Annotated in this window: 20 protein-coding genes and 1 tRNA gene; 20 read left to right on the top strand and 1 reads right to left on the bottom strand. The window is 45.2% G+C overall.

Features of this window, described 5'->3' with window-relative positions; genetic code table 11:
- Positions 1-64 precede the first annotated feature (64 nt).
- The 16 genes from V513_RS12015 (at position 65) to V513_RS11940 (ending at position 14,199) form a co-directional block, all read left to right on the top strand.
- Positions 65-1,429, top strand: a complete 1,365-nt coding sequence (locus V513_RS12015) for an MATE family efflux transporter (protein WP_180274895.1) — start codon at positions 65-67, stop codon at positions 1,427-1,429.
- A 131-nt stretch (positions 1,430-1,560) separates the two neighbouring features.
- The gene (gene dnaX, locus V513_RS12010) at positions 1,561-3,018 is read left to right on the top strand and encodes a DNA polymerase III subunit gamma/tau (protein WP_099772916.1); all 1,458 of its coding nucleotides are present in this window, start codon (positions 1,561-1,563) and stop codon (positions 3,016-3,018) included.
- 2 nt (positions 3,019-3,020) lie between these two features.
- Positions 3,021-3,386, top strand: a complete 366-nt coding sequence (locus V513_RS12005; protein ID WP_099772915.1) for a YbaB/EbfC family nucleoid-associated protein — start codon at positions 3,021-3,023, stop codon at positions 3,384-3,386.
- Positions 3,387-3,398: 12 nt separating this feature from the next.
- Positions 3,399-4,394 (top strand): type I glyceraldehyde-3-phosphate dehydrogenase, encoded by a 996-nt coding sequence (gene gap, locus V513_RS12000; RefSeq protein ID WP_099772914.1) that lies wholly within the window; start codon positions 3,399-3,401, stop codon positions 4,392-4,394.
- Positions 4,395-4,455: 61 nt separating this feature from the next.
- Positions 4,456-6,423 (top strand): triose-phosphate isomerase, encoded by a 1,968-nt coding sequence (tpiA, locus tag V513_RS11995; protein WP_099772913.1) that lies wholly within the window; start codon positions 4,456-4,458, stop codon positions 6,421-6,423.
- A gap of 91 nt (positions 6,424-6,514) precedes the next feature.
- Entirely contained in the window at positions 6,515-6,751 is a 237-nt protein-coding gene (locus V513_RS11990; RefSeq protein ID WP_006487445.1) for a hypothetical protein, read from the top strand.
- A gap of 11 nt (positions 6,752-6,762) precedes the next feature.
- A complete protein-coding gene (gene zapA / locus V513_RS11985) occupies positions 6,763-7,044 on the top strand; it encodes a cell division protein ZapA (RefSeq protein ID WP_006487448.1) in 282 nt (93 codons plus the stop codon).
- Positions 7,034-7,855, top strand: coding sequence for a glutamate racemase (gene murI, locus V513_RS11980; RefSeq protein WP_099772912.1), 822 nt, complete (start codon positions 7,034-7,036; stop codon positions 7,853-7,855). The genes zapA and murI overlap by 11 nt, the downstream gene beginning before the upstream one ends.
- Before the next feature lies 1 nt (position 7,856).
- Positions 7,857-8,819, top strand: coding sequence for a gluconeogenesis factor YvcK family protein (locus V513_RS11975; protein ID WP_099772911.1), 963 nt, complete (start codon positions 7,857-7,859; stop codon positions 8,817-8,819).
- Entirely contained in the window at positions 8,816-9,742 is a 927-nt protein-coding gene (gene whiA, locus V513_RS11970; RefSeq protein ID WP_099772910.1) for a DNA-binding protein WhiA, read from the top strand. Before V513_RS11975 ends, whiA begins: the two co-directional genes overlap by 4 nt.
- Positions 9,743-10,204, top strand: coding sequence for a transcriptional regulator NrdR (gene nrdR / locus V513_RS11965; RefSeq protein WP_099772909.1), 462 nt, complete (start codon positions 9,743-9,745; stop codon positions 10,202-10,204).
- A 17-nt stretch (positions 10,205-10,221) separates the two neighbouring features.
- Complete coding sequence (gene greA / locus V513_RS11960) at positions 10,222-10,695, top strand: transcription elongation factor GreA (RefSeq protein ID WP_099772908.1); 474 nt, start codon at positions 10,222-10,224, stop codon at positions 10,693-10,695.
- 12 nt (positions 10,696-10,707) lie between these two features.
- Positions 10,708-12,213 carry a lysine--tRNA ligase gene (gene lysS / locus V513_RS11955; protein WP_099772907.1) on the top strand — a complete coding sequence of 502 codons (1,506 nt, stop codon included), beginning with the start codon at positions 10,708-10,710 and terminating at the stop codon, positions 12,211-12,213.
- Between the two features lie 10 nt (positions 12,214-12,223).
- The gene (locus tag V513_RS11950; RefSeq protein ID WP_180274894.1) at positions 12,224-12,685 is read left to right on the top strand and encodes a GatB/YqeY domain-containing protein; all 462 of its coding nucleotides are present in this window, start codon (positions 12,224-12,226) and stop codon (positions 12,683-12,685) included.
- A complete protein-coding gene (locus tag V513_RS11945; RefSeq protein ID WP_099772905.1) occupies positions 12,682-14,052 on the top strand; it encodes a GlmL-related ornithine degradation protein in 1,371 nt (456 codons plus the stop codon). Before V513_RS11950 ends, V513_RS11945 begins: the two co-directional genes overlap by 4 nt.
- Positions 14,053-14,123: 71 nt before the next feature.
- A tRNA-Gly gene (locus tag V513_RS11940) sits at positions 14,124-14,199 on the top strand.
- A 1-nt stretch (position 14,200) separates the two neighbouring features.
- Here the strand turns inward: V513_RS11940 and V513_RS11935 are convergent.
- Positions 14,201-14,701, bottom strand: coding sequence for a dihydrofolate reductase family protein (locus tag V513_RS11935; protein WP_014729960.1), 501 nt, complete (start codon positions 14,699-14,701; stop codon positions 14,201-14,203).
- A gap of 82 nt (positions 14,702-14,783) precedes the next feature.
- On the opposite strand from V513_RS11935, the gene V513_RS11930 reads away from it, so the two are divergent.
- Genes V513_RS11930 through V513_RS11915 form a run of 4 tightly spaced genes read left to right on the top strand, consistent with a single transcriptional unit; the run spans position 14,784 to position 20,562 of the window.
- Complete coding sequence (locus V513_RS11930) at positions 14,784-16,754, top strand: hypothetical protein (protein WP_099772904.1); 1,971 nt, start codon at positions 14,784-14,786, stop codon at positions 16,752-16,754.
- Position 16,755: 1 nt separating this feature from the next.
- A complete protein-coding gene (locus tag V513_RS11925; RefSeq protein WP_099772903.1) occupies positions 16,756-17,433 on the top strand; it encodes a tRNA1(Val) (adenine(37)-N6)-methyltransferase in 678 nt (225 codons plus the stop codon).
- 4 nt (positions 17,434-17,437) lie between these two features.
- Positions 17,438-18,067, top strand: coding sequence for a dTMP kinase (gene tmk / locus V513_RS11920; RefSeq protein ID WP_099772902.1), 630 nt, complete (start codon positions 17,438-17,440; stop codon positions 18,065-18,067).
- A 5-nt stretch (positions 18,068-18,072) separates the two neighbouring features.
- Positions 18,073-20,562 (top strand): ATP-dependent Clp protease ATP-binding subunit, encoded by a 2,490-nt coding sequence (locus V513_RS11915; protein ID WP_099772901.1) that lies wholly within the window; start codon positions 18,073-18,075, stop codon positions 20,560-20,562.
- The last annotated feature ends 46 nt before the right edge of the window (positions 20,563-20,608 follow it).

Raw genomic sequence — 20,608 nt, 5'->3', positions numbered from 1 at the left:
TGTGTTCTGATGGATAGAATTTTTCTTTTTGCGTCTCTTTTCAAGGGTAACATAGGGGGCATAAATGGCAAGAGATCTTACTCAGGGCAACATTCTGAAAAATCTTCTCGTGATGTCTGTTCCTACAATGATTGGATTCAGCGCACAAATGGTCTACGACATAGTGGATATTTTCTGGATAGGTCGAATCTCCGGTGAAGCCATTGCGGGAGTCACCATCTTCACTACTCTCTTCTGGATTGTAGACATTCTTAATTCAATTATCGGTCAGAGCTCTATTTCGTTGATTTCACAGAGCTTTGGAAAGAAGGATTTAGAAAGGACAAACAGGGCGATAGAACAGACCATTACTTTCAAGTTCATAGTTGCGTTGATTTCCGCACTGTTAGTTGCTGCATTTCTGAAACCTTCTCTAGGTTTTTTCAGCAACGATCCGACAGTAATAACAGCAGCTCTAGATTACGGTTATATCCGGTTGTTCTTCCTACCGATGATGTTCTCATCTTACTCCGTTAATACGGCTTTAAGATGCATAGGCGACGCGAAGAGTCCCATGTACATAATGATGATGGCTAGCGCCCTCAATCTAGTACTCGATCCGATTCTGATGTTTAGTCACATTCCCGGAACGTCGATTCCTGGTTTTGGACTGGGGGTCTTCGGCGCGGCGGTCGCAACTGTCATAGCACAGACCGCATCGTTTCTACTTGGCTTTTTTATTCTTTTCTCGGGCAAAGAGGGAGTCAAACCGAAGCTATCGAGGCTTTTCCGCCTCGATAGGCACATTGACAGGAAGCTTCTAACTATTGGGCTTCCAACGGGACTGGAAGGTTTCTTCAGAAATCTTGCCGCCGTTGTGGTTCTGAAATTCGTGGCACTGTACGGCACAACTGCCGTTGCGGCTGTAGGAGTAGCGGGAAGATTGTTTGGACTTGCATTCATGCCTCTTGTGGGACTTAACATGGGGGGTTCTGCGATGGTCGGGCAAAATTTAGGAGCAGATGATGTTGGCAGAGCGAGAGCGACTGCAAAAACGGCGGGATTAATTGGATTCTTCATTATGTTCTTCTTCGCTCTGATTGCGTTTTTTGGTGGAGAGTTCGTCATTGGAATCTTCAATGATGATCCAGAGATAATTTCATATGGCGCGAGCTTTCTGAAGTATGGTGCTCTTGGAATTTCAGTGCTGGCCTATGGCTTCGGTCTCTCCTCAGTTTTCGGGGGATCGGGTTACAACTTTCCATTCGTAGTGGGCAGCGTTGTCTCCAGATGGCTGATTCAGGTTCCTATCCTGATAGTTTTCGTAGCGTTCATGAAAGCTAGCATAGTCTGGGTTTGGCTTTCATATGTTTTTTCCGATATCGCAGAGGCAACTGTAATGATTTTTTACTATCTGAGGGGAAAATGGGTAACAAGGAGAGTCTCCTAGTCGCGAATGCTATAATCCTCCTGTCTAGAAAAGTTAGTTAAACTTTTCACTTTATTTTTCACAGTATTCTCATTTCGTGCCCAAACAAATTTCAGGCGATCTGCTATAATTCAGATGAACGGGTGATTAAGATGTCTGAAGTTTTGTATAGAAAATATAGGCCAAGAAATTTCAATGAGTTAGTCGGTCAGGATCAGGTAAAAGAGATTCTGGGAAAGGCGATAGAGAAGAACAAGCTTTCCCACGCATACATATTCTCGGGGTCAAGAGGTACTGGAAAAACGACTAGCGCTCGTATTCTTGCGAAGATGCTTAACTGTCTTTCGGAAGGATCGGAAAAACCTTGTGGAGTTTGCGATTCTTGTAAAGCAATCGACTCTTCTTCGCATATGGATGTTGTAGAACTTGATGCCGCTTCTTATAGAGGCATAGACGAGATACGAAAGATCCGAGATGCGGTTTCTTACAGACCGGTAATGGGGAAATTCAAAGTCTACATTATAGATGAATTTCACATGCTTACCAGAGAGGCATTCAACGCTCTTCTTAAGACTCTTGAAGAACCGCCCGACAGGGTGGTTTTCATCCTGGCAACAACTAATCTCGAGAAAGTTCCGGAAACGATTCTTTCCCGCTGTCAGATCTTTTACTTCAAACCTTTGAGGGAAGAAGACATAGTGACTTATCTTGAGAGAATTGCGAGAGCCGAAGAGCTTCAATACGACGAAAAGGCTTTGAGATACATTTCCAAGGCGGCACACGGAGGAATGCGAGACGCTGTAAATCTTATGGAGAGGGTAATCGCATACTCTGGTAACGTTAAGGAAGAGGCAGCTAGAACCGCTCTGGGGATCCTGCCCGAAGAGGTAATAGAGGAGTTTCTCCAGGCGTTTTCATCGGGAAACCCATCTTCAGTACTTGAGATTTCCGAAAAAATCCAGTCTGGAGGCTTCACACACGAAGTATTTCTTGAACAGGCGATTGATGCGGTCAAGGAACGACTTGTTGAGCAACCCAGTGACGATTGTTTCAGGCTGCTTTCGGCTCTTTGGGAAACAAATAAAGAGTTAAAGTATGCCGAAGACAAACAGACAACATTTGAAGTTATGGTCCTCCTTAAGGGCGGTTTCGGAAAACAGAATGGCGAAGGTACGCGAGAATTTGAAGCATCTCCGATCGCTGTTGACGAAAATAGTGAGAAGCCTGAAAAGCTTGAGGTTTCAGTCACCGAAGAAAGTGAAGAGATCTCATTATTCATCGAACATCTTAGAAAGAACAATTATACATTGTTGTGGACTTTGATTAGTCTGGCGGAAATCAGGAAGGGGAATCGAATCGAGGACTTAATAATAGAACCAGATAGCGAATTCTCAAGTGAGCTTCTGAAGGAAAGAATGGAATCGATCAACAAAATCGCTGAAGATATTATCGGCAAACGATTCGTTCTCTCTTACAAAGCGGCTGGAGAAGAGGCCCTTGAAAGCCTCGACAGAGATTCAAGAGAGTATTTTGAATCGGTAATTACAGGCCTGGGGCTTAAGAATGATATAGAGAATGGAAGAATAAAGATAGAGCTTGAGGAGGAATAACTATGGCGAAGAAATTCAGGGGCCTCGGAGGACGAAACTACGGAGGTTCAAGGAAAGGTTCCAATATGGGCGACCTTCTTAAACAGGCGCAGAAGGCGCAAGAAGAGATGGAAAATCTTGAGGATAGTTTCAAGTCGATTGAAGTTACCGCTTCTGCAGGTGGCGGTGCAATAAACGTAGTTGCAACGTGTGACTATCGCATCAAATCCATTGAGGTAGAGCCAGAAATAAGAGAAGAGGATTTTGAAATCGTTCAAGATTTGATAATCGCGGGGATAAACGAGGCGTTAGCTGAAGTAACAAAGAAGAGAGAAGAGGAAACAGCGAGAATAACAGGTGAGTTCAATCTACCGGACAACATACTTTAGGAGGTGTAACGAATGCACAAAGTAGGGATCAATGGTTTTGGAAGAATCGGAAGACTTGTCTTTAGAGAGATGGTGAAGCGCGGGGAGTTCGATGTTGTTGCGATCAACGACTTGACAGATGCCGCCACTCTTGCTCATCTTCTTAAATACGACTCTGTTCACGGAAGGTTCAAAGGCTCAGTAGAAGCTAAGGAAGGAGCTATTGTAGTTAATGGAAAAGAAGTGAAAGTATTTGCTGAAAAGAATCCTGCAAATCTTCCCTGGAAGGATCTTGGCGTCGAGCTCGTCATAGAAGCCACAGGTGTTTTCAGAAGCAGAGAGAAGACAATGCCTCATGTTGATGCTGGAGCGAAGAAGGTCTTGATTACTGCCCCCGCAAAGGGCGAAGTAGACGCCACAATCGTGCTCGGTGTCAATGATGAGGTTCTTAAACCAGAGATGAAGATTGTTTCCAATGCTTCCTGTACAACTAATTCAATAGCACCGATAATAAAGATTCTGAACGACAATTTTGGAATTGAAAAGGGCTATCTTACGACTGTACACGCATATACCAATGACCAGAGAATTCTAGATCTTCCTCACAGTGATTTAAGAAGAGCCAGGACGGCCGCTGCCAACACAATTCCTACATCAACCGGTGCAGCCAAGGCTGTAGGGTTGGTTATCCCAGAATTAAAAGGTAAACTCGATGGAATGGCTATGAGAGTTCCCGTTACCGATGGTTCAATAACCGATCTGACGGTCGTTCTCAAAAAGGACACTACAGCTAAAGAAGTAAATGAACTTGTGAAGAAGGCTGCAGAAAACGAACTGAAAGGAATAGTTGAATTCACCGAAGAGGAGCTTGTCTCTTCTGACATAGTTGGAACGACTGTTTCCGCGATATTCGATAGTAAACTGACGGCCGTAATGGGTAACCTTGTAAAGGTTTGTTCGTGGTATGACAATGAATACGGTTACTCGTGCAGAGTTGTTGATCTTGCGAAGAAAATGATGGAAATGTAAGTCTGAGTTTTGTCGACGGGGCCCTGAGGCCCCGTTTTATTGAGGAGAGGAGGATTAAGAAATGTCTAAGACATTGACTCTTAAGGATATCGATCTAGCTGGAAAAAGGGTTCTTGTAAGAGTTGATTTTAACGTACCTCTAGATAAAGAGACGGGTGAGGTGAGTGACGATACCAGAATCGTCGCAGCATTGCCTACTATCAATGAGATTATCGAAAGAGGGGGCAAGGCGATTCTCGTTTCTCATCTGGGTAGACCCAAAGGGAAGAGAGATCCGAAGTACTCTCTCGAAAAAGTCGCCGAGAGGCTTCAGTCATTGATCGGTAAACCCGTTACTTTCGTCCCGGACTGTATAGGAGAAGAGGTTGAGAAGGCCGTTTCAAAAATGAACAATGGTGACATTCTTCTTCTGGAGAATGTCAGATTCTACTCTGAAGAAGAGAAGAACGATCCGGACTTTTCGAGGAGACTCTCATCTATTGCAGATATTCACGTCAACGATGCTTTCGGCACGGCTCATAGAGGCCACGCCTCAAACGTGGGAGTTGCCCGCTATTTGACCAGTGTCCCCGGCTTCCTCATGCAGAAAGAGATAGAAATGCTTGGGATGGCAATTGAGAATCCCGAACACCCCTACGTGGTCATTCTTGGAGGAGCGAAAGTCTCAGACAAGATTGGAGTGATCACCAATCTTCTGGAGAAGGCAGATAGGATCCTAATCGGGGGCGCAATGATGTTCACGTTCCTAAAGGCCCAGGGAAAGAGTGTTGGAGACTCTCTCGTAGAAGAGGACAAGATCGATCTTGCAAGAGAGATTCTTCAGAAGGCCAGGGACAGGAACGTTGAATTTGTTCTTCCCGTCGACACGGTAGTCGCGAAGGAGATTGCAGCCGGTAGTGAATCGAAAGTAGTCGATCTTGAAGAAGGCGTCCCCGCTGGTTGGAAGGGTCTTGACATAGGTCCATCAACAATAGAACTCTTCAATAAGAAACTGAGCGATGCTAAAACAGTCGTCTGGAATGGACCCATGGGAGTCTTCGAGATCGACGACTTTGCTAAAGGGACGGAGTCGATTGCGAAAACGCTGGCTTCGCTCAATGATGCGGTTACGATAATTGGCGGTGGGGATAGTGCGGCGGCTATAAACAAGTTTGGACTTGCTGAAAAGGTCTCCCATGTTTCAACGGGGGGCGGCGCATCGCTAGAGATGCTCGAAGGTAAGGAAATGCCCGGGATAAAAAGCCTTTCGATTGAGGCTGGTAAAAAAAAACGTAGATTGATGGTCGCGGGAAACTGGAAGATGAACAAGTCTCCTAATGAAGCTCGAATGTTTGCAGGCTTCCTCGCATCGTCAATCGGTAATGAAAATGCGGTGGATGTTGTTGTCTTTCCAACAAGTCTCTCGGTTGCAGGGGTGGCCGATATTCTAAAGGACACTTCGATCAAAGTCGGAGTACAGAATATCTATCCAGCCGACAGTGGAGCCTTCACAGGAGAGATCTCGGCATCGATGCTGTCAGATCTTGCTGTTGAATATGTTCTGGTTGGTCACTCTGAACGCAGGCACATTTTCGGTGAAACATGCGAGCTGACTGGTGAGAAGATTAAGTCAGTCTTGAAGCATGGCCTCACACCGGTTTTCTGTGTTGGTGAGACTCTTGAAGAAAGAGAAGCCGGCAGAATGAAGGAGGTACTGGAAACCCAGATTAGAAAGGGCTTTTCCGGTCTTGGAAAGAGCGATCTAGAGCGTATAATAATCGCTTATGAGCCAGTTTGGGCAATCGGAACTGGCGTGGTTGCTTCGCCAGAACAGGCCGATGAAGCGATGAAGTTTATCAGAGATCTAATTGCGTCTCTTTATGGTGTTGATTTGTCAGAGAGTGTTCGGATTCTCTATGGTGGAAGTATCAAGCCAGAAAACTTTGAATCACTCATTTTAATGAAGAACATTGACGGTGGTTTAGTTGGGGGCGCAAGCCTTCAGGAAAGCTTTGTACAGCTGGTTGCAATAGCTGAAAATCACGCTTGACAACTGCGAAATGATGGCCGCCCCCTCGTGGGCGGCTACTACTTTTCTTCTTCTTCAAGGTGTTATAATCTCACAATAGGGGGTGTAGTTCTTGGAACGTTATCAGGAGCTCGAACTTGTCGTGGACAAAATGGTGGAGGAATTCACCCGACTCAGAAAGGAAAACGAACAGCTCTGGAATCAGCTCGAGACGTCACAGAAAAAAGTCGAAGAATCTGAGCTAAGAATCCGGGAGCTTGAGCTCCGCCTTGAGAGTGAATCAAGAACAATCTCTTCACTGATAAAAAGAGTCAGAGGCAGCCTCGTTGAAGACAGTAAAAAAGTATAAGGAGTCCAGCTATGAAGCGTTCAGTCTCTCTAGATCTCGGAGGAAGGAAGTACACTTTTCTTACTAGTGATCCGCAAGAACTCGTGGATCAGGTTTTTTCAAAGATAGGCGAGCTATATGATTCACTGAAGAATAATGAAGAGGAAATCGGCTATGAAAAAATACTGGTCGGGATTTCTGTCAACCTTGCACACGACCTTGTGAGAAGTCAGAATGAACTGCTTAGGCTAAAGGCGAAATACGAAGAGGTTCTTTCAGAATACTTCCAGGGACGTGACGAGGTTGAGAAGTAGATTAAGAATTGGAGTTTTTGATTCCGGAATAGGTGGCCTCACTGTTCTTAAAAGGCTCGTGGAGACGTTACCCGAAGGAGTGAGTTTTCATTATTTTGCCGATACTGCAAGAGTTCCTTACGGTTCAAAGCCAGTAGAGACACTAAGAAGATATGTAAGAGAAATATTCGATCTCTTTGCTCACTTGAATGTCGATGCAATAGTAACGGCCTGTAACACTTCTGATTCGATACTTACGCAAAGTGATAAAGCAGAGCTCGGTGTTCCGTACTTCAGCATAATTGATCCTACAGTTAGAGGAATCGGCGAGTCGGCTCCCGATAATTCAACGGTGGCCATAATCGCAACTGAAAACACGGTAAAGAAGTCTCTTTACCTCAGAAAGCTATTTCGCTATGAAAGCTTCAGTAAGATAGTTCAAAAAGCTTGCCCACTCTTCGTGCCGTTGATCGAAGAGGGTATCTGGGAAGGTGAGATTGTCGACTCGATCGTCAAGTATTATTTGAATGACTTTGCTGAGATTGAGCCAGACTTCATGATTCTCGGATGCACTCACTACCCTTTCATAAAGAACTCGATTGAGAGGTTTTTGCCTCCAAAAACCAAGGTTGTCGATCCATCCGAGTATATTGTGAGGGACGTAGCTGACTGGGCTACGATTTTGTCGCCTGAACCTTCGACGGTTGATTATTACGTAAGTGGCAACACCAAAATCTTTCAGGATATTCTAAAGAGATATCTCGGAAGATTCGAGAATGTGAAGGGTGTTGATCTGAACGTTACAGGGATAAATGTGAGGGGAAGAGTTTAGGATGAGCAAGATAGTTCTTGTCGGAGGTGGGACCGGGCTCTCGACTTTCGCTCGAGTGATCAAGGATTTCGTTACTTCTCTTACTCTGATTGTGGCTGTAACAGATGACGGGGGGAGTTCCGGAATATTGAGAGAGGCTTTAGGAATGCCTCCGCCCGGTGATGTAAGAAACAATATTATCGCGCTAGCCGATGATGAAGAGCTGTTGACTAAGGTGTTTTCTCACAGGTTCAATGCCCCGGCGATGAACGGTCATTCACTCGGAAACATAATTATCGCTGGTCTCATGGAGATGTGTGGAGGTTTTTCCGAGGCAGTTTTGACTGCTTCCAGAATGCTTAAGATCAAAGGCATTGTCCTGCCCGTGGCGGAGGATCTCGTTAATCTCGTGGGTGAGCTTGACGATGGGACAATTGTCAAGGGAGAATCCCGAGTATCGGCAGCTGGAAAGAGGCTAAGAAAAGTCTCTCTTGACAGAGCGTGCGAAGCTCTTCCAGAGGTGAGCGACTCGCTGGTTTCGGCAGATACGATAATTATCGGTCCCGGTAGTCTCTTTACAAGCGTTGTACCTAACTTCCTTGTTTCCGGTGTAAAGGAGGCGCTGAAGAGATCTCAAGCGAGAAAGATCTATGTCTGTAACATCATGACTCAACCGGGTGAAACGGATGATTTTTCACTGGCAAATCACGTACAAATCGCAGAGAGTTATTGTGGGGTAGAATTCGATCTTATTTTCTGGACTGAGATCGGGGGTGTTGCATCGTCGGTTTTGAGCAGTTATGAAGAGAAAGGCTCACGTCCGGTCGAAAATGACATGATTTCGGATGGGAGGGTTAAGGTAATAACCGGAGCGACTACCGAGTTTATAGACGATGGAAGAAGACGCCCTGTACTTAGGCACTCTCGAGCCGGTATAATTTCGATTCTTCATGAATTAGGCTTGTTGGGAGAGGAAGGAATTTGAGCTATGCCGACAAACTCAAAGAAGAGTTATGTCATCTTCCGCTCGATGATCAGGCGGAATGTAGAGCCGAGTATCTTGGCTTCGTTAAATCAAGGGGGACTTTGAGATTAAGGGGGAACACCTCATTCTTGGTAATTCCTCTCACGTCAATTACAAGTTTGAAGAGGCTGTTTCAGGTTTCAAAGAGACTTTCTATTCCAATTTTCGAAACCCAGGTAATCGAAGAAGTCAGATTAAATAGGAAACGCGGCGGAGAATTGAGTTATCTCTATGGAGAAGTTGAAGAATTTCTTCGGAGGAATGGAATATCTGTCCGAGATGATTCGATTCCACGACCTGTCAGGGAGGATCCGGTCTATTTCGGAGCCTTTCTTAGAGGCCTTTATCTGGCCGGTGGATCGGTAGTTGATCCTTCGAAGGAGTATCATCTTGAGATTACTCTCGATACAACCGAAGCATTTGTGAATTCGGTGAAACAGTATGTTTCTGAGAACTTCAACATAAAAGTTGGTGTAGTGAAGGTCAGGGACAAATTCAAAGCATATGTGAAGTCCTCGATGGATATCATCGAGCTACTTTCCCTGATGGGTGGAAAGAAGACCGTCACAAGGCTTTCCAGCGCTATAGAAGTGAGAAAGATCAGGAGTGATGTTAGTAGAACCCTGAACTTCTTGACAGCAAATGCAAATAAGTCCGGACAGGCCATGGCAAAACACGTCAAGGCCATCAGAATTGTCGACAGGAAGCTTGGAATAGAAAACCTGGAAGAGGACCTTCAACAGGTTGCCATTCTACGTCTGGAGAACGAGGATCTCAGTTTGAGAGAGCTTGGCGAAATCATGAATCCACCGATGAGCAAGTCAGCAGTATATAATAGGTTGAAAAAACTAATGGCGCTGGCCGAAGAGCTAGGAGATAAATAAATGAAATGTCCATTTTGTGGTGGAGATTCTACGAGGGTTCTGGATTCAAGACCAACCGATGAAAACACTTCGATTCGGAGAAGAAGAGAGTGTGAGAAATGTGGTGCTAGATTCACGACATACGAGAGATATGAAAGACTTCCCTTTTTGGTGGTAAAGAAAGACGGACGGAGAGAGAAGTTCAGCAGGGAGAAACTCTTGAATGGACTGCTAAGAGCCTCTGAGAAGAGGCCAATATCTGTTGATACAGTTAATGAAATCGTTGATTCCGTTGAAAACGAAGTCGTGAAGTCCGGGAAACATGAAGTTGTTTCAAGCGAGATTGGTGAGATGGTGATGACTAAACTCAAGTCTCTGGACAGGGTTGCGTATGTTAGATTCGCATCTGTTTACAAGGAATTTAGAGATATAGACCATTTCATGGATATAATTGAGGAACTCAGAGACGACAGAAATCGTTGAATGGAGGGATCCAGGTCGTGAAGAAGAAAGTGATCTATCTTACGCAAGAAGGCTTCAACGGAATGAAAGAGGAACTAGAAAGCCTCAGGAAAAAGCTAATGTACGATATTGCTGAAAGGATTAAGGAAGCCAGGGAACTGGGCGATCTCAGCGAAAACAGCGAATACGATGAGGCCAAGAATGAGCAGGGAAGAATCGACAGCAGAATAAAACAGCTGGAAGAGATTCTCAACAATGCCGAGATCATTGAGGACGACGGCGACCTCAGCACTGTGAAGTTGGGTTATGTTGTGGAGTTACAGAATATAGATACTAATGAAAAATCTCAGTTCAGAATCGTTAATGCTCAGGAAGCAAACATATTTGAAGGGAAGATCTCTTCCGATTCTCCTATTGGCCGCGGAGTGTTGACGCACAAAGTCAATGAGGTGGTAAGGGTTAAGACTCCTGCGGGTTGGGCGAAATACAAGATTCTTACCATCGGAAAGTGATGGGGGTATCTAATGAGTGAAGAAACACGTAGACAGAGAATCGAAGAGATAAATCAGATGCGTCAGGAGGGTATTGAACCGTACCCGTATAGCTTTGATAAGACGCACTGGGCAGGTCAGATCAAGAGCGAGTTCGCCTATCTTCAAAATTCGGAAACGAAGGAAGATACAGTTCTGAGTACGGCCGGGAGAGTTGTCGCCTTGAGAAATCACGGAAAATCGAGCTTCTTTGTTTTGAGGGATAACTCTGACAGAATCCAGGCATACATCAGGCTTGACGGAGTGGGAGCGGAGAGCTTCGAGGTTTTCAAGAAATACGTTAATATTGGTGATTTTGTCGGCGTAAAGGGATTTCCCTTCAAGACCCACACGGGAGAGATATCCGTTTTTGTTAAGGAGTTCGAAATACTCTCCAAGTCTATCAGGATGATGCCGGAGAAGTGGCACGGTGTAAAGGACAAGGAGATAATCTACAGGCAAAGATACGTAGAGATGCTTTCAAGTGACGACGCGCTGAAGAGATTCAAGATTCGTTCCGAGCTGTTCCGGCTGGTCAGAGAATTTCTTCAGTCCAAGGATTTTGTTGAAGTGGACACTCCAATGCTCCATTATTTGACCGGGGGTGCGTCAGCGAGACCATTCAAGACTCATATCAACGTCTTCGAGTCGGATATGTACTTGAGGATAGCGGAAGAGCTCTTCCTCAAAAGGTATCTGGTCGGAGGATTTGAGAGAATCTTTGAAATCGGGAAAAACTTCCGAAACGAAGGTGTCTCATACAAGCATCATCCTGAGTTTACGATGATGGAATTGTACTGGGCTTACGCGGACTACAACGACATAATGAACATCACCGAAGAGATGATAAATTTCGTGGTCCGTGAGATCACTGGCTCGGAGATTATTTCATACCAGGGTAAAGAGATCGATTTTTCAAGGCCTTGGCGCAGAGTGAAGATGGCAGATTTTATCAAGGAGAATCTAGGTGTTGATATCCTGGAGGACTCAGATGATAGAATGATGACCGTCCTTAAGAAACACAACACAGAACCGGAGATTAAAGAGAGAGGCCATTTAATTGAAAAGTTGTGGGATTTGGTTGAGCATAATCTTGTGAATCCCACCTTTGTTACCGAACACCCGGTAATTATTTCTCCGCTTTCAAAGGTGCACAGAGAAGACTCAAGAGTAACAGAGAGATTTGAACTGATAATAAGCTCGATGGAAATGGCTAATGCTTTCAGTGAGTTGAATGATCCCATAGAGCAGTACAACCGTTTCCTTCATCAGGCGGGTTTAAGGGATATAGGTGATGAGGAAGCTCAAATGATGGATCATGACTTCATCAGAGCCCTCGAATACGGTATGCCCCCTACGGGTGGGCTTGGAGTAGGTTGGGACAGGATAATTATGCTGGTTACTGATTCCCCATCGATAAGGGATATAATTCCCTTTCCACTTGTAAGACCTATCTCCTTTGAGGAAGAAGAAGCATTAGAGATAAGCGATGAACAGTAGAGGTGATTTGATGACTCTTTATGATCGCATTCAGCAGGATATGAAAGAAGCAATGAAGGCAAGAGACTCTCTCAAGACCAATACGCTGAGAAGTGTGATCTCGTCGGTAAAGATGTATCTTGCCTCTTCTGAAGAAGCTAGATCGGGTGAGCTAACGGATGAGATTGTGATCGGCCTTGTAAGAAAAGAGGCGAAAAAACGTGAAGAGTCCATCGAAGCGTACAGAAAGGCAGAAAGAAACGATTTAGTACAAAGTGAATCCGAAGAGCTCGAAATACTTAAGAGTTATCTTCCTGAAGAAATGAGTCCTGATGAAATAAGAGCAGTAGCACTAAAGACAATCGAGGATTTGAAGGCAAACAACCCCTCCGATTTGGGAAAGGTTATGAGGGAACTGATGGTTAGATTGAAGGGGAGAGTGGATGGGAAACTTGTCAACAAGATTGTCAGGGAGCTTTTGGAGAGTAGATGAAAGTCGAGTTCTTGACTGCAGAAATCGGGAGCACTACGACAGTGCTCTCTGCTTTTTCATGTGACGCTTCTGGATCGATGAGATTTGTGGGACAGGGTGAGTCCTATACGACCGTAAATGAGAACGATGTCACAATCGGCATCGACAATGCTTTGAGAAACCTGAAGAGATCTCTAGGCTGCGATAACCTCGAATGGAGTGTCTTCCTAGCATCATCAAGCGCTGCTGGTGGTTTGAGAATGACGGTTCATGGACTGGTGTACGACATGACCGTAAAGGCGGCAAGAGAAGCTGCCCTGGGAGCTGGCGGAGTGATAAAGCTGGTAACAGCCGGCAAATTGAGTGGGAGAGATCTAAAGAAGATTGAGGCAGCCAATCCAAAGCTTATACTTCTTGCAGGTGGGGTGGATTACGGCGAAAAAGAGACTGTGGTACATAACGCCGAGATTCTTAGAGAGCTTGATCAGAATATTCCAATAATATTCGCTGGGAATGTTGCTGCTGCCGATGACGTTCTAGAAATAATCTCGACTAACGGGAGAGACGTCCATATTGTCGACAATGTCTATCCACGAATAGACGAGCTAAACGTCGAACCAACGAGACAAGTGATTCGTGAAGTCTTCTCCAAAAATATCGTCAATGGTCCCGGGATGGAAAAGGTCTATTCGGTTATTGACAAACCGATAATACCGACTCCCGCGGCCGTTATGCTGGCGACGGAACTCTTTTCCCAAGTTAATGACGACGTTATTGTGGTAGATATCGGGGGAGCAACTACCGATGTCGATTCCGTTACAGACGGAGATCCCGAAATAGCGTCGATCTTGCTGGCTCCCGAGCCAAGATCGAAGAGAACGGTTGAAGGTGATCTTGGAATCTATGTAAACGCCAGTCATGTAATAGAGCAAATCGGAAGAGATGAACTGGGGAAAGAGTTTCCCGACCTTGAGAACATCCTTCGAAACCTAACTCCTTATCCAAAGAATGATCGTGATGAGGCTTTCTCCTTGAGATTGGCCGCATACTGTTTCGAGACCTCTATCCGAAGACACGCAGGAATCATAAAACAGCTCTATGGTCCGACTGGTAGAACCGAAGTTGCTTATGGGAAGGATCTGACCGCCGTGAAATCGGTGATCGGCACCGGGGGAATCCTTAGTAGATCGAAATTCTCTTCGAAGATCATGAAGATCATACGGACTCTCTCCGCGAAACACGAAAAAGAGTTGTTGCCCAAATCCAGTGTAAGATTATTCCGGGACAGAAATTACATATTTGGCGCAGTTGGTCTGATTTCGACCGTCGATTTACCTTCTGCTAGAGATCTTGTTGAGAGCTCTCTTGAAGAGTTAGACATAACTTGAATTCGGTGCTCGATTAATCCGTAAGGCCAGATTGACAAGCGTTTCCTCGGGGTGATAGAATCTCCATGAATGCGGGTGTAGCTCAGTTGGTAGAGCATCAGCTTCCCAAGCTGAGGGTCGCGGGTTCGAGTCCCGTCGCCCGCTCCAATTATTTGACTTCGTATACGGTTAGAATTGCTTCCCCGAGTTTTCGAAACTCCTTTAGGCTGAGATCTAGGTCGCGTTCCATTGTTTCTCCCAACCCGGCGATGCCCGTTCTTATAATCGGTTCAAAAGTAATGTGGAGTTCATTGACCAGGCCCAAATCCGCAAAGTGATCGAAAGTCTCGGCGCCGCCAATCAAGCACACCTCATCGTGCCCCTTTTTCTCCAAATCTTCGAGAAGTTCTTTTGGGGTTGAGGATGTGAAGATGAGGTTTTCGGATGGTCTATAATAGTCTGGATTTCTCGTCAATACGATGTTGAGCCTGTCAGGAAGGGCCCTCCCGATAGCTTCGTGGGTCTTCCTCCCCATTATCACTATGCCGACACTTGAGGTCAGGGATTTGAAGTACCTTTTGTCTTCTCTCGATGTCCACTCTGTCTTATCGTCTTCTGATAATGAGATCTTTCCATTCAACGTACTTGCAAAAACCGCAATGACTTTCACTTTGAGCACCTCCCAGTTGACGATGTCCAATGATCTTCATTTTATCTTTTTTTGACTCTCCGAACAATGCCAGAGAGTCAGTTTGATCAAGATATGTTATTCTTCTTTAGATGGGAGAGTGAAAGAGATTAAGAGGATTGCCTGGAGAGTCTTGATTTTCGCTATGCTTCTCATGTTGATTTCTTGTAGTAACAGCACAAATTACGCGGTCTCGATAAAGCAGATTGACTGTGAAGGTTCAACCTGTAATTTGAGGCTGGAGATTTCCGAAGACGGGTTAAGTCTTCCGGAATTCCTTATCACTTTGGATCGCCCTCCAATCGACGGAAGTGATGGAATTAGAATCAAAGGAACAGAGATTTCTTTAGATCTGAAGGAGGCGGGGAGCCACACGATTTTTGTCACTTTGGTCGATGGAAAGAGATTCTTAAGCACCCCGGTTTCCAAAGAAGTAATTATAAATCTGAATCCTCCCGATGCACCTGATCTCACTTGGAGCCTTTCTCAAGGTGAGCTCAAACTGTCTCTTCGAAGCGATAGTTCCGATTCGGTCACTGACTATCGCATTCTTGTCAACAACGTCTTGCACAGCTCGACCCAAGGAACATTCTCATTTCCCGTTGAGCGGGATGCCCACTATGTTATTCAGGCCTTTTCGGTGGCTGGCAATATAAGATCCGACCCCTCAATTCTTGATCTCAAGCTTTCGGAAGATTTTGCCCCCGAAGTAGAACTTACTTCTGTGCTTCCTTTTACGAATGGCGCAGTCGATATTACTGTCGTCGATGACTGGGATAGAACAAACGATCTTTCTATAAAGGCCTTCCTTGAGGAAAGTAACATTCTTTTGCTTTTTGATGGAAACAGGTTGATTCCTGAGATACCCCTTCCCGAGGGTATAAATACACTTGTTGTTCGGGTCGCCGATTCATCGGGAAACGTGACCGAGTTAAAGAGGGAGCTGAAAACAGTCCGAAAGACCTCGGTTGAAATTCCTGAACTGTACATTGAGGAAGGCACTATTAGGAACGCAAGATGGACGACGCCAAAGGGAATGGTTGAACTTCAGAGATACATTGAAGGCGAATGGATAACTCTGTCCAGCCACAGTTCGGAAGAGGAGTCATCAATAATCGCAAAGGACAGCATTTCTGAAAAAGGCGATCTTTACCGAATTGTTGTCAACTCTGATAGTGAGAAATTACTGCCTTCAATTCCGGTTTTTGCAAAGGAAAGTCTGTTTAGGAGATTCAGCACGGAGTTTATATCGTCCTTTCTCGGAATGGATGCCCTGCTAGTTGGCGGGAATACCTACAGATTTTACGGAAACATCGTCGTTCGAGACAACACTGTCATGAGAGTTGAATCGGGCACGTCTCTGACGATTCCCCGAGGAAACACTCTGCTAGTCAGCGGTGTTCTTGATCTGGAAGGCTGGAAGGATAGAATAAAAGTGAATCCCGGCGGTTCCTCGGGAACAATTGAAGTAACAAATAACGGAGTTCTCATTGCCAGGAGCGTAGATTTCAATAATTCCACTGTATCGATTGAAAATGCTGCAGTTGCTGTGTTTGAGGACTGCACGCTGTCAGGAGATCTGAAGATTAGTGGAGCCAGAACGGTTCAAATATACAACAGCCATTTCAGCGGAGATATGGAGATCGAGAACGTTAGAGAGCTGCTGATTCATCAAAGCGATTTTTCGGGAAGCAGTCTGGTTTTGAGTGGTTTGGGTAGGGTTTCGCTTTCTAGAAGCTCTTTACGATTCCATTCTCTCGAGATAGTAGATTCGAGGCTTGAAGCGTATGAATCGCTTTTCGAAGCTGAAGGTTTGTTTGTTCAAAAGACATCTCATCTGTTGCAGACAAGAGGTGCCTTGATAGAAACTGAAATCACCGTTTCCGGTGCATCATCTATCCATATCGAAGAACCCAATTTGACCGGAGCAGTCAAGATAGAGCTCAGAGACCTTTCAAGGCTGAGTCTGCAGAAGGATTTCGAAGGATCGATCGAGATTGTTTCGGATGAGAAGTCGGCAATAAAGGTATTTTGAAATGGGAAAGAAGTTTCGCGATTTTGATCCTTACGTTCTAGAGGCTTTTGATTTCGATTTCTCTTCTAAACACGCACGCATCAATCATGGGACGGTTTTGCTATCCTGGTTCGTTGAACCCCCCAAAGGTTCGAGAAAAGTGCTTGAACTGGGTGCAGGCAGCGGAGTGATTTCCATTTATTTGGCCAAAACCTTCGGACTTGAAGTGACGGGAGTCGAAGTTGATAGAGAATTACACACAGTTGCGACAAAGAATGCTTCACTGAACGGAGTTGAAAATCTCACAAGATTTGTGAACTGCGACATAGATGATTATGCGGCAAACAACAGGGGAGAGGTATTCGATATGGTAGTCTCGAATCCTCCTCATTTTCTTCATTCCGGTGTAGAAAGTCCCGATGGCAAAAGAAATAGGGCGAGGAGAATCGACCCTGAACTGGCTATGGTCTTCGCCTCCGCAACAAGTAAGTTGCTCAAAAATAGAGGAGCTTTTTTCTTTTTACTCCATCCGAGGGATCTAACGAAGTGGGTCCGCCTGCTTGAGGATTTGAAGCTTGGAATCCATAAAATGCGTTTCGCACATGGGTCGATGGAAGGACAGGCACAGTTGGTATTAGTGAGTGGGAGAAAGAGTTCATCTTCTGAAATCGTTGTAGAACCTCCCATAAGGATGAGGTGAAGTTATGTTCATCAGTGTAGAAGGAATTGATGGATGTGGTAAGACGACTCAGATAAAACTTTTAGCGGAGTATTTGAGTCAATTAGATGTAGAATTCATAATTGTCAGGGAACCCGGAGGAACAAAGGCCGGTGAAGAGATAAGGGACATACTTCTCCATAAGGAGTATCATTTGTTCTCTGAGTCTGAGCTTCTACTCTTTATGGCGGCACGTGCACAGATAGTTAGGGAGGTCATAAGGCCCGAGCTTGAGAAAGGCAAAACGGTGATTGCTGATAGATTCATGGATTCATCAGTTGCCTATCAGGGAGTGGGTAGACGACTGGGTAGAGAAATAGTTCAAGCTATGAACGCATTCGCGGTAGGGGGAACCGTTCCCGATATTACCTTGTACATTGATGTACCGACCGATGTAGCTATTTCTCGGATGAGAAAAGAAAAGAAAAATGATAAAATAGAGATGGAGAATTTAGATTTCTTCGAAAGAGTGAGAAAAGGATATGAGAAACTGATGGTAGAGAATCGTGAGAGATTTGTTCGGATAGATGGAAAACAATCTGAAGAGAAAGTTCAGACTGATATCAGGAAGTCGTTGTCGGTTTTGTTTGATAAGAAAAATCAAAATGGGAGGTGACTGAAATGTACTTCGACAAGTTTTCTGAAGGTGCTGCGCAGGTCTTCGTGACAGCCCAGGACGAGGCGAGAAGTCTCGGCCACCCTTATGTTGGAACTGAACACCTCCTTCTGGCGATCATTAAAGTAGAAAATGAGCAGACAACTAGGATTCTGAGAAACTACTCGATTACATACGAGAGAATCTCCAGAGAAGTCACTTCGATGGTTGGGACTAACGTTCATCAATCTGTAGTAGGTGCCCCGCAAATGACTCCCAGAGCACGTAGAGTCATTGAGCTGGCAAATGATGAATCTAAGATGCTGGGGCAAGACAAGATTGATGTAGAACACATAATGCTCGGAATCGTTCGCGAAGGAGAGGGCATAGCTGCCCATATATTGAAACAGATGGGAGTCAACTTATCTCAGCTGAGAAGGGAGATCATTGAGAACATAACAGGGGACTGGGAAGAAGGTGGAGAACAGCCCGAGAATGTTTTTGCTCAACAGAGTTCCACAATGAGCTCCGCCATTAAGCAACTTGAAGGTTTTGGCATCGATCTCACTGCCATGGCAAAGGCGGGTAAACTTGATCCGATAGTTGGCAGGGAGATCGAAAGGCAGAGATTGATGGAGGTTCTATCAAGGAGAAAGAAGAACAACCCTGTCTTGATCGGTGAGCCCGGTGTTGGGAAGACCGCTATTGTTGAAGGCCTGGCGCAGATGATCGTAGATGAAGAGGTTCCTGAAACACTTAAGAATAAGGTAATATTCGCGCTTGACGTTGCCTCTCTCATAGCCGGAACTAAGTATAGAGGTGAATTTGAGAAGAGACTGAAGAAACTGATTCACGTGGTCAAGACAAATGGAAACATAATTCTCTTTATCGATGAGGTTCACACGATTGTTGGAGCAGGCTCTGCAGAAGGTGCGGTAGACGCTGCTAATATTCTGAAACCGGCTCTTGCGAGCGGAGAAATAAGGTGCATAGGTTCAACCACTCCCGATGAATACAGAAAGTACATAGAAAAAGATGCCGCACTGGAGAGAAGATTTCAGAAGATATATGTGACGGAACCTACTCCAGAAGAGTCTGTGGAGATTCTGAAAGGGATTAGACATAAATATGAGCTCCACCACAAAGTGCACTATACGGAAAAGGGTTTAGAGGCAGCGGTGACTCTATCGCACAGATATGTGTCTGATAGATTCCTGCCGGACAAGGCCATTGATATCATTGATGAGGCCGGCTCCAGAGCTCGGTTGAAGAAGCTCACTATACCGGATGAGCTTAAGAAAATGCAGGGTGACATTGAGTCTCTCAAAATCAAGAGAGAAACTGCCGCAGCCGATCAGGAGTATGAAAAGGCCGCTCAACTCAAAGAAAAGGAGCGTTTAATACAGCAAAAGTATAGAGATGGGTATAACGATTGGAGGAACAGAGTAGACTCTGAGATCGTCACGCTCGATGATGATGAAGTTGCCGAAATAGTTTCCAACTGGACCGGAATTCCGCTTAGGAAGCTAGAGGAAACTGACAGCGAAAAGCTCCTTACTCTTGAGAACGCTCTTCATCAAAGAATTGTATCTCAAGATGAGGCCATCTCCGCAGTTGCTAAGTCGATAAGGCGTGCAAGAAGCGGGCTAAAGGATCCCCGTAGACCGATTGGTGCCTTTTTGTTCCTCGGACCGATGGGAGTCGGAAAGACCGAGTTGGCGAAGGCCCTCGCGGAATATCTCTTTGGCGATGATAAGGCTCTCGTGAGATTTGATATGTCGGAATACATGGAGAGATTCTCGGTCTCCAGATTAATTGGAGCTCCGCCAGGCTATGTCGGTTACGATGAAGGCGGTACGTTGACTGAGAGAATCAGGAAGAGACCGTTTTCAGTAATCCTGTTCGATGAGATTGAAAAGGCTCATCCTGATATCTTCAACATTTTGCTTCAGATAATGGACGACGGACGGCTCACCGATTCCCAGGGGAGACAGGTAGACTTCAGAAACACCATAGTCATAATGACGAGCAACCTGGGCGGGGAGTTCATAAACAAGACAAAGTCATCGATCGGATTTGTAGAGTCGAGTCACGAAGAAAAAGAATACGAAGCGATGAAAACCTCCGTTCTAGAAGAGGTAAAACGTACTTTCAGGCCGGAATTTCTGAACAGGCTCGATGAAGTTGTGGTTTTCCATCAGCTCACGAAGGATCAAATAAAGACTATCATCGATATTCTTATGAACGACATGAGAAAGAGACTGAATGAGAAGCATCTGAAGTTGGTACTTTCAGAGGCAGCCCAGGAGTTCCTCGTTGAAGAAGGATTCAACCCCGTGTATGGTGCCCGGCCTCTAAAAAGAGCCATACAGAAGTATGTTGAAGACCCTCTTTCCGAAGAACTGCTTAGAGGGAGATTTCAGGACGGTGATCTGATTACGGCCGAAGTTGACAATAGGGTTCTGATCTTCAAGAAGAAAAAAGATGAGAAGACTGAAGTGAAGGCTATCACCTAGATTCATTGATTGGCGAGGTTTCGGGGGGCACTAGTGGCCCCCTTTT

Source organism: Mesotoga sp. H07.pep.5.3 (genome assembly GCF_002752615.1).
GTDB classification, from domain to species: domain Bacteria; phylum Thermotogota; class Thermotogae; order Petrotogales; family Kosmotogaceae; genus Mesotoga; species Mesotoga prima.
The sequence above is the reverse complement of the archived record's forward strand: the minus strand, read 5'-3'. Positions and strand labels throughout refer to the sequence as shown.